The organism is Schlesneria sp., assembly GCF_036405755.1.
GTDB classification, from domain to species: domain Bacteria; phylum Planctomycetota; class Planctomycetia; order Planctomycetales; family Planctomycetaceae; genus Schlesneria; species Schlesneria sphaerica.
In genome coordinates this window covers 1-7,810 of record NZ_DASWWZ010000651.1, presented here as the reverse complement: position 1 = coordinate 7,810, position 7,810 = coordinate 1, and the positions used below count along the sequence as shown (strand labels likewise).

7 protein-coding genes are annotated in these 7,810 nt (G+C 58.1%); all 7 read left to right on the top strand.

The features are described 5' to 3' along the window. The first annotated feature begins 143 nt into the window (after positions 1-143). The 7 genes from VGE80_RS21610 to amaB all read left to right on the top strand — a co-directional run bounded on the left by VGE80_RS21610 (position 144) and on the right by amaB (position 7,680). Complete coding sequence (locus VGE80_RS21610) at positions 144-1,415, top strand: hypothetical protein (protein ID WP_440594082.1); 1,272 nt, start codon at positions 144-146, stop codon at positions 1,413-1,415. Next, a complete protein-coding gene (gene bufB, locus VGE80_RS21605) occupies positions 1,412-2,347 on the top strand; it encodes an MNIO family bufferin maturase (protein WP_397568719.1) in 936 nt (311 codons plus the stop codon). The genes VGE80_RS21610 and bufB overlap by 4 nt, the downstream gene beginning before the upstream one ends. Before the next feature lie 199 nt (positions 2,348-2,546). Then, positions 2,547-3,572 carry a porphobilinogen synthase gene (gene hemB / locus VGE80_RS21600; protein ID WP_440594081.1) on the top strand — a complete coding sequence of 342 codons (1,026 nt, stop codon included), beginning with the start codon at positions 2,547-2,549 and terminating at the stop codon, positions 3,570-3,572. 121 nt (positions 3,573-3,693) lie between these two features. Further along, positions 3,694-4,554, top strand: a complete 861-nt coding sequence (rfbD, locus tag VGE80_RS21595; protein WP_440594080.1) for a dTDP-4-dehydrorhamnose reductase — start codon at positions 3,694-3,696, stop codon at positions 4,552-4,554. Between the two features lie 173 nt (positions 4,555-4,727). Next, complete coding sequence (locus tag VGE80_RS21590; protein WP_373653707.1) at positions 4,728-5,021, top strand: hypothetical protein; 294 nt, start codon at positions 4,728-4,730, stop codon at positions 5,019-5,021. A 148-nt stretch (positions 5,022-5,169) separates the two neighbouring features. Then, positions 5,170-5,733, top strand: coding sequence for a glutathione peroxidase (locus tag VGE80_RS21585; protein ID WP_373653708.1), 564 nt, complete (start codon positions 5,170-5,172; stop codon positions 5,731-5,733). Positions 5,734-6,108: 375 nt separating this feature from the next. Then, the gene (amaB, locus tag VGE80_RS21580; protein ID WP_440594079.1) at positions 6,109-7,680 is read left to right on the top strand and encodes an L-piperidine-6-carboxylate dehydrogenase; all 1,572 of its coding nucleotides are present in this window, start codon (positions 6,109-6,111) and stop codon (positions 7,678-7,680) included. Positions 7,681-7,810 lie beyond the last annotated feature (130 nt).

Here is a 7,810-nt window from a genome sequence, read left to right as displayed (position 1 = left end):
CAGGATGTCTTCAGTCTGCTGAAGTACGATGGCGAACTCTGATCATCAGGCCCGCGATTACAGGAACGGAGTCGGGTGACAGGATTTTCGAATCGGCAGGCAAGTTGACCCGTTCGCGGAATGAAACCTGAAGACCCTTCTCGATGTTTAATCACCCGACCCGGGCCATGGGGCCAGTCGATTACTCTTCGTCGGAGACGAACATGCCACCCCTCACCACGGCGCGCAACGGATTCTGGCTGACCGCGAAGGTGCCTGGGTGGCTCTCTGCCCTGCGATCGCGCTTCATCACGCTGAGCCTGTTCCTGGGGACGCTGATTCCCGTTAATCACGCCTGGGCACAGGTTCGTGAGAAGGGACTGCGGCCAAACCCTCCCGCCTCCGTCACATCCCGGTTACCGGCTCCCCAAAAGCCCGCTCCGAAAAACACCATCGTTGAGATGGAGCTATTACAGGACGCAGACGGCGGGGGATTACACGCGCAGAAGTGGCTGAAAGTTCTTGAGCCGCTCGACGTTTCTCTGAGGGTGCATCGCCCGATTGGTGCGGACAAACCGGAAATCAAGGAACGGGAAGTCGGGAACACGCGTTACGTCACGGCCATCGGGACACTCGATCGATCAGGAAACATCTTCTTTCCCGATCGATCATTCTCGCTCAGTGAAACAACCAAACTGGCCGAATGGATTCAGGAACTCCGTACCTACGGCATGAAGGGAACTCCTGTCGGACAACCCCTCTGGGGATTGTCTGAAGAACAGTTCGCCAGGCTGTACGACAAACTCGTCAAGCCAATCGATTTCAATACAGAGGAGATGCTGCTGAAGGATCTGATTTCGAAGCTGCCGCTCCCACCAGACGTTCCCGTACGCTGGAGTTCCGACGCCAAAGAACGGCTCGAACGACGGGGCGCACAAGCCCAGGCGCGGCACGAATTGAACGGTTTCAGCACAGGTCTTGTGCTTGCCGTGGCACTGAACGAAAACGGACTCGGCTATCGCCCCAATCGGACATCCGCGGGATCGATCGAATTACTGATCGAGACACGCGACACCAAATCCGATCAATGGCCGATTGGCTGGCCGGTGAAGCAGCAAATCTTCAAAGCCGTTCCCAAACTCTTCGAGATGGCTCCGATCGAGTTGTCGGATGTGGAGTTGGCAGATGTGATCGGCGCGATCTCTGACCTTTCCGAGACCCCCATCCTGATCGACTACGCCGAGCTGGAATCCAGACAGATCGATCTGGAAAAAATCAAAGTTTCGTTCCCGCGAAAGATGACCAGTTGGGGGCTTGCGCTGCGGCAGGTGGTCGTTCCACAACGTCTGACACGTGAGTTCTGGCAGGACGAAGCGGGCCGCGTGTTTGTCTGGATTACGACCACGCGTGCAGGTCGCGCAAGGGACGAGCGATGAACGGACGACTCGGCTTCAAGAACCTCGGACTGGGTGTCGGACTCAGGACGGTCCATTTCGACCATATCCTGACGGAAGAGCCCCAGGTCGACTGGTTCGAAGTCATTTCTGAAAACTTCATGGACTCGCAGGGGCGACCTCGTTATGTGCTTGAGCAGATTGCCGAACGTTACCCGGTTGTCATGCACGGAGTCTCGCTGTCGATTGGAAGCACGGATCCCCTGAACTTTGATTATCTGGATCGCTTGAAGCGACTGGCTGCGGACGTACAGCCTCACTGGATTTCGGATCACCTCTGCTGGACCGGAGTGGCGGGAATCAACACCCATGACCTTCTGCCCTTGCCCTACACGGAAGCGTCACTTCGGCACGTGGTTGAGCGAATCCGGATCGTGCAGGACGTGCTGGAGCGACCGCTGATTCTCGAGAATCCCAGCAGCTATGTCACGTTTGCCGCGTCGACACTGCGCGAGTCCGAGTTTATCGCTCGCATGGCAGAGGAATCGGGATGTGGCCTGCTGCTCGATGTCAACAATGTTTTCGTCTCATCACAAAATCATGACTTCGATCCGTTCGAATATCTGAATGAGATTCCCTGCGAGCGCGTGGTTCAAATGCATCTGGCGGGGCATACCAACTGCGGTACGCATCTGATCGACACCCACGACGGCCCGGTTATCGACCCCGTGTGGGAACTGTTTCGTCGGGCGTACACCGCCACGGGAGGTGTCGCTACGCTGCTGGAATGGGACGCGCAGATCCCCCCCTTCCCTGTCGTGCATCAGGAAGTTTTGAAAGCAAAGCAGATCTTGTCCTCTTCGCCAGCGAAAGACGGCGGAAAAAATTCATTCGATCATGCGGGTGAGCAGCCGACTTCTGCTCATGAGACGGTGCCCCATCCGGCCCTCGTCGTCGTTGCGGAAACCGACTAAACTCGACGAGGTCCCCCGCGGGAGAGACGGGCGATTGCAGGACCTGCCAGCACGATCCCCCGGTGGGTGCAACCCCTGATTGTGCAGACTGCAGCGGCCAACTGCAGCCCCCTGCACTCATCCCGCGTAGGGCATTTGAACGATTAAGATGCCGTCCTCTTCGACGTTACCCCATTTGATCGAATGTTGGAGTTCGTGAATGAGTTTCCATGGAAGTCCAGGCCCGGTTCAGTTTCCTCAGACTCGCATGCGACGCCCGCGCCGATTTGACTGGTCCCGCCGAATGGTGCGAGAGAACCAGGTCACCGTCGATGACCTGATCTGGCCCGTCTTTGTTCAGTCGGGAAAAAATCAGCGTACGCCCATCGCATCCATGCCGGGTGTCGAACGGCTGTCGATCGACCTTCTCGTCGATGCGGTCTCTCGCGCAGCAGACCTGGGAATTCCCGCCATCGCACTCTTCCCTGCGACAGAGCCCGAACTCAAAAATGAAGAAGCGACCGAAGCGGTCAATCCCGACAATCTCGTCTGCCGCGCAGTCCGCGCCATCAAAGAGCGAAACCTGAATCTGGGCATCATCTGCGACGTGGCGCTCGATCCTTATACGTCACATGGTCAGGACGGTCTGGTGCGAGATGGCTATGTCGTCAACGACGAGACTCTGGAGATGCTTTGCCGGCAGGCGACCGTTCAAGCACAGGCTGGCTGCGATATTATCGCCCCGTCGGACATGATGGATGGCCGCATCGGTGCCGTTCGAAAAGCACTCGACAAGGCTGGCTTTGATCACGTGCAGATCATGGCTTATGCGGCAAAGTATGCCTCAGCATTTTACGGCCCGTTCCGCGACGCCGTCGGCTCAGCGACCAGCCTGGGACAGGGAGACAAGCGAACGTATCAGATGGATCCTGCCAACGGCGATGAAGCACTTCGGGAAGTGGCACTCGACATCTCGGAAGGCGCCGACATGGTGATGGTGAAGCCGGGGATGCCGTATCTGGATATCGTTCAACGGATCAAAGCCAGCTTTGGTGTCCCCACGTTTGCATATCAGGTGAGCGGCGAATATGCGATGATTGCGGCGGCTTCACAGAACGGCTGGCTCGATCGCTCGAAGGCCATGCTGGAAAGCCTGCTGGCGTTCAAACGCGCCGGAGCGGACGGAGTGCTGACGTATTTCGCCGTCGAAGTCGCGGAGGGACTGAGGTCCCCGTCAAGGTCATAATTAGAACCTGTATGACAGGAAGGTAGCGGCGACACATCCGGGGCGGGATCAGGGTTTTCTCGCTTCTCACATCTGGTATGTTCTCGCGATGACAATACACACCGACAGGAGTTTGAACAGCATGATGCGAGTGGCGGTTATTGGGGCCAGGGGGCAATTAGGAAGCGATCTGGTTGCTCGCCTGGGAGCGCAAGCGATCCCGCTGGGGCACGCCGATATCGACATCTCGGATGCGGCGAGCGTCACCAGCGTCCTGGACCGCGAACGTCCCAACGCTGTGATCAACTGCGCGGCTTACAACTTCGTCGACAAGGCAGAAACCGAACGGGAAGCGGCCATGTTGACCAACCGTCGCGGCCCCGGACTGCTCGCCGATTATTGCCGTGAGCACGACCTGAAACTGGTCCATGTCGGAACTGACTATGTCTATGACGGCCGCACGGGGAACCGCCCCTGGAAAGAAGAAGACGAGCCGCTGCCGATCAGCACCTATGCCGCCAGCAAATACGCAGGCGAGCAGCTTGTCAGAGCACACTGCCCCCGGCACTTCGTCGTCAGGACCTGCGGTCTTTACGGGCAAAACGCCATGCACGGCAAAGGGAACTTCGTCGAAACGATGCTGCGACTGGGGCGGGAACGTCCCGAGTTGAAAGTGGTCGAGGACCAGCGCTGCACCCCGACCGCAACCGCCAATCTCGCTTCCGCCATCCTCGACCTGGTCAAAACAGAAGAGTACGGCCTTTATCACGCGACGAATGCAGGCAGTTGCTCATGGTACGAATTTGCCAAAGAGATCATGCGACAATCGCACCTTCCGACGAACGTCATTCCGATTACCACTGCGGAGTACGGTGCACGGGCACGACGCCCCCACTACAGCGTACTGGATTGCTCAAAACTGGAGCGGGTCCTGGGCTGGAACATGCCTACATGGCAGGAAGCATTAGCCACCTATCTCAACGAGCGTCAACGCCCCATCTGACATAATCAGAACAGTCACTGCATCAGAAATCTTCCTTCAACTCGAATGCAAAGGCTCCAGTTTCGGCAAATCTTACCTAAGCCAATCAAGCAGCTCGCGCTGTCAGGTCGATAGTCGTGGTCATCCTCCGATCACTCACTCTCTACTGGCCTACCTGACAGGAGCTTTATCTGATGTTCGCCCTGACGGAATCCGATCGCACCAACTTTTCGAACGTCCGCCTGATCGAACAAGCCGTCACCCGCATGAAACAAACTGTCGCACAGCAGTTTGAACGGGAATCCCAGATGCAGCGGCTGTTTACCACCAGCCACGAGCGCTGGATGTCGCAGTACGATCAACTCCGCAGCCGCATCGAGACGCTCGAAGCACGCCTGGCCCCCTGGATGACGGAACGAGTCGAAGGACCGCGGCTGGCCGTGGTCGATCACGAGGACGTCGGGGAACAACGGGAAGATGCCGCCTGAGAGGCGCGCTGATCAGCAGTGTGGCTGGTCATCCCGTTCCGGGAGGATACACTACACGGTATGTCGTGCGTGACGAGTTTCCCAATCGTGCGGCCCATGCGGGTCGTCGGCTCGTCCGCATCAGCATCCTGCCCAGGAGTACCTCCCGATGAGACTGCTCGCCCTGACGTTTTTTGCCGCTGTCGCTGTCGCAATGACTTCGGCCCCGGCCCAGGCCGAAGAAAAGGGTTCTAAAGTGCTCAACCACAAGATGAAGTCGATCGACGGCAAAGAAGTCAACCTTGCTGAAAAGTACAAGGGGAAAGTTCTGCTGGTCGTTAACGTCGCCAGTGCCTGTGGTGCCACTCCTCAGTACAAGCAACTCGAAGCCCTCCAGGACAAATACCACGAAAAGGGTTTGGAAGTTGTCGGCTTCCCCTGCAACCAGTTCGGCGCTCAGGAACCGGGGACGGAAGAAGAGATCGTCAAATTCTGTAAGTCGAAGTATGACGTCTCGTTCGACCTCTTTTCCAAGATTGACGTCAACGGCGAAGACGCCGCACCGCTCTACAAGCAACTGACCGCCAAAGATGGTCCGATCAAGTGGAACTTCGAAAAGTTCGTCATCGGCCGCAATGGTGAGATCGTTGCCCGGTTCCCCACCGCCACCAAGCCAGACGCTCCCGAAGTGGTCAAAACCCTGGAAGCGGAACTCGCCAAAGCCGCCAAGTAGTTCTGAAATAACGCTGGCTTCGGCCCTCCTTCGGCCGGGTAAGTATCCACACGGCAACTGACCCGAGACCCGCAGGCCGGACTGAAAACCTTCTGCAGAACCCCTGTCACAGTCTGTGTCAGGGGTTCTGTCGTTGATGACGTCCTGCAAATAATTCCGGAGACTTTCGCTCTTCCCGTCCGCTGAGAGAGAGAGACACGGGGCAGACCCCGCAAAGCGGACCTGAGATCCACTCAGTCAAATCCCCCGACGAAGAGCAATGCAAGGGGGCAAGCAGCGGGGTTCCGGGAACTCGAGCCCTTGGCAACCGGCGCTGAACACCTGAGAATGGTTTTGTCGGGCGAAGGATTGTCGACCAACGAAGGGACAACGCTTATGGACGCTATTCAGACGGTGCTGGGGCGGCTGGGACTGAATCAAAACCTGTCCGCCATCGGGATCGGCAACTGCAATCGTGCAGGATCTGCAGGCCCTGTCTCGAGCCGTTCCCCCATTGATGGAACAATCCTGGGAACTCTGCAGGCCGCCTCTGCCGATGACGTGACCCCGGTTCTCGAGGCCGCCACGGATGCGTTCCGCCGCTGGCGAGTGATCCCCGCCCCGGCCAGGGGCGAGTTCGTTCGTCGTGTCGGAAATCGATTTCGCGAACTGAAACCCGATCTCGCTGCCGTGATCACCTGGGAAGCAGGAAAGATCACTCAGGAAGCCCTGGGCGAGGTTCAGGAAGTCATCGACATCTGCGATTTTGCCGTAGGACTGAGTCGTCAGCTCTATGGCCTGACCATCGCCAGCGAACGTCCCCTGCACCGACTGGCCGAGCAATGGCATCCATTGGGGCCTGTCGGTGTGATCACCGCATTCAACTTCCCGATGGCCGTCTGGGCCTGGAACGCGGCACTCGCCTGGGTCTGTGGTGATCCAGTCATCTGGAAACCCTCGGAAAAGACGCCCCTGTGTGCGCTCGCCTGTCAGGCAGTTGTCGCTTCGGTACTTCAGGAAATGTCCAATATCCCCCCTGCGGTCTCTTCCGTCATCGTGGGAATGAGAGACGTCGGCGAGCGACTGGCGGACGCTCCTGAGATCCCACTGGTGTCGGCAACAGGTTCTACGGCGATGGGGCGTGCTGTCGCGCAGCGGGTGGCGGCGAGGCTGGGCCGCTCATTGCTGGAACTGGGGGGGAACAACGGGATGATCGTCACCCCCAGCGCCGATCTGGAGCTGACGCTTCGTGCCATTGTCTTTTCTGCCGTCGGAACCTGTGGACAACGCTGCACGACGCTGCGGAGATTGATTGTCCATGAGGACCTCGCTGACAAAGTCATTGACCGTCTGGTCCCCATTTACGACCGTCTTCCGATTGGAAATCCCGCCCAGCCTGGCACACTCGTCGGCCCCCTGATCGACGAAGCAGCGTGGCACGCGATGGAAGCCGCACTCCAACGAGCTTCCGCCGAACGAGCGACTGTGCATGGGGGACGGCGCCTGAAAGAGAATGTTCCTCAGGGGGGAACTTACGTGCAACCTGCGATTGCCAGCTTCCCTTTCCGGGGTTCCGCGGCGACTTCACTCCCCGGCACGCCGACCGGAAGTATCGTTCACGAAGAAACGTTTGCTCCCATCCTTTACGTGCAACGATATCGGACCTTTGACGAGGCAATCGAGCTTCATAACAGCGTTCCCCAGGGCTTGGCCTCGTCCATCATGACAACGGACATGCGCGAGGCGGAAGCCTTCTGTTCGGCCGCCGGATCTGATTGTGGAATCGTCAACGTCAATGTCGGCCCCAGTGGGGCGGAAATTGGCGGAGCCTTTGGAGGCGAGAAAGCAACGGGTGGCGGGCGCGAGTCCGGATCCGATAGTTGGAAAAACTACATGCGCCGGGCGACCAACACGATTAACTACTCAACACAGCTCCCACTTGCTCAGGGCATTCAGTTCGACGTATGAGACCCACGCGTCACGGAATCAGCCCGCGGGGACTGCGAGAGAACCGAAATGAAAAATGCCCCTGATGGTCTCAAGAGGACCACCAGGGGCATCTCAATTTTATTGGAATCGAGCGACGCTAGTTCCCGGC

Coding starts and splice junctions, on each gene's coding strand:
- hemB (WP_440594081.1), top strand. CDS start 2,547: ATGAGTTTCCATGGAAGTCCAGGCCCGGTTCAGTTTCCTCAGACTCGC.
- VGE80_RS21590 (WP_373653707.1), top strand. CDS start 4,728: ATGTTCGCCCTGACGGAATCCGATCGCACCAACTTTTCGAACGTCCGC.
- amaB (WP_440594079.1), top strand. CDS start 6,109: ATGGACGCTATTCAGACGGTGCTGGGGCGGCTGGGACTGAATCAAAAC.
- bufB (WP_397568719.1), top strand. CDS start 1,412: ATGAACGGACGACTCGGCTTCAAGAACCTCGGACTGGGTGTCGGACTC.
- rfbD (WP_440594080.1), top strand. CDS start 3,694: ATGATGCGAGTGGCGGTTATTGGGGCCAGGGGGCAATTAGGAAGCGAT.
- VGE80_RS21610 (WP_440594082.1), top strand. CDS start 144: ATGTTTAATCACCCGACCCGGGCCATGGGGCCAGTCGATTACTCTTCG.
- VGE80_RS21585 (WP_373653708.1), top strand. CDS start 5,170: ATGAGACTGCTCGCCCTGACGTTTTTTGCCGCTGTCGCTGTCGCAATG.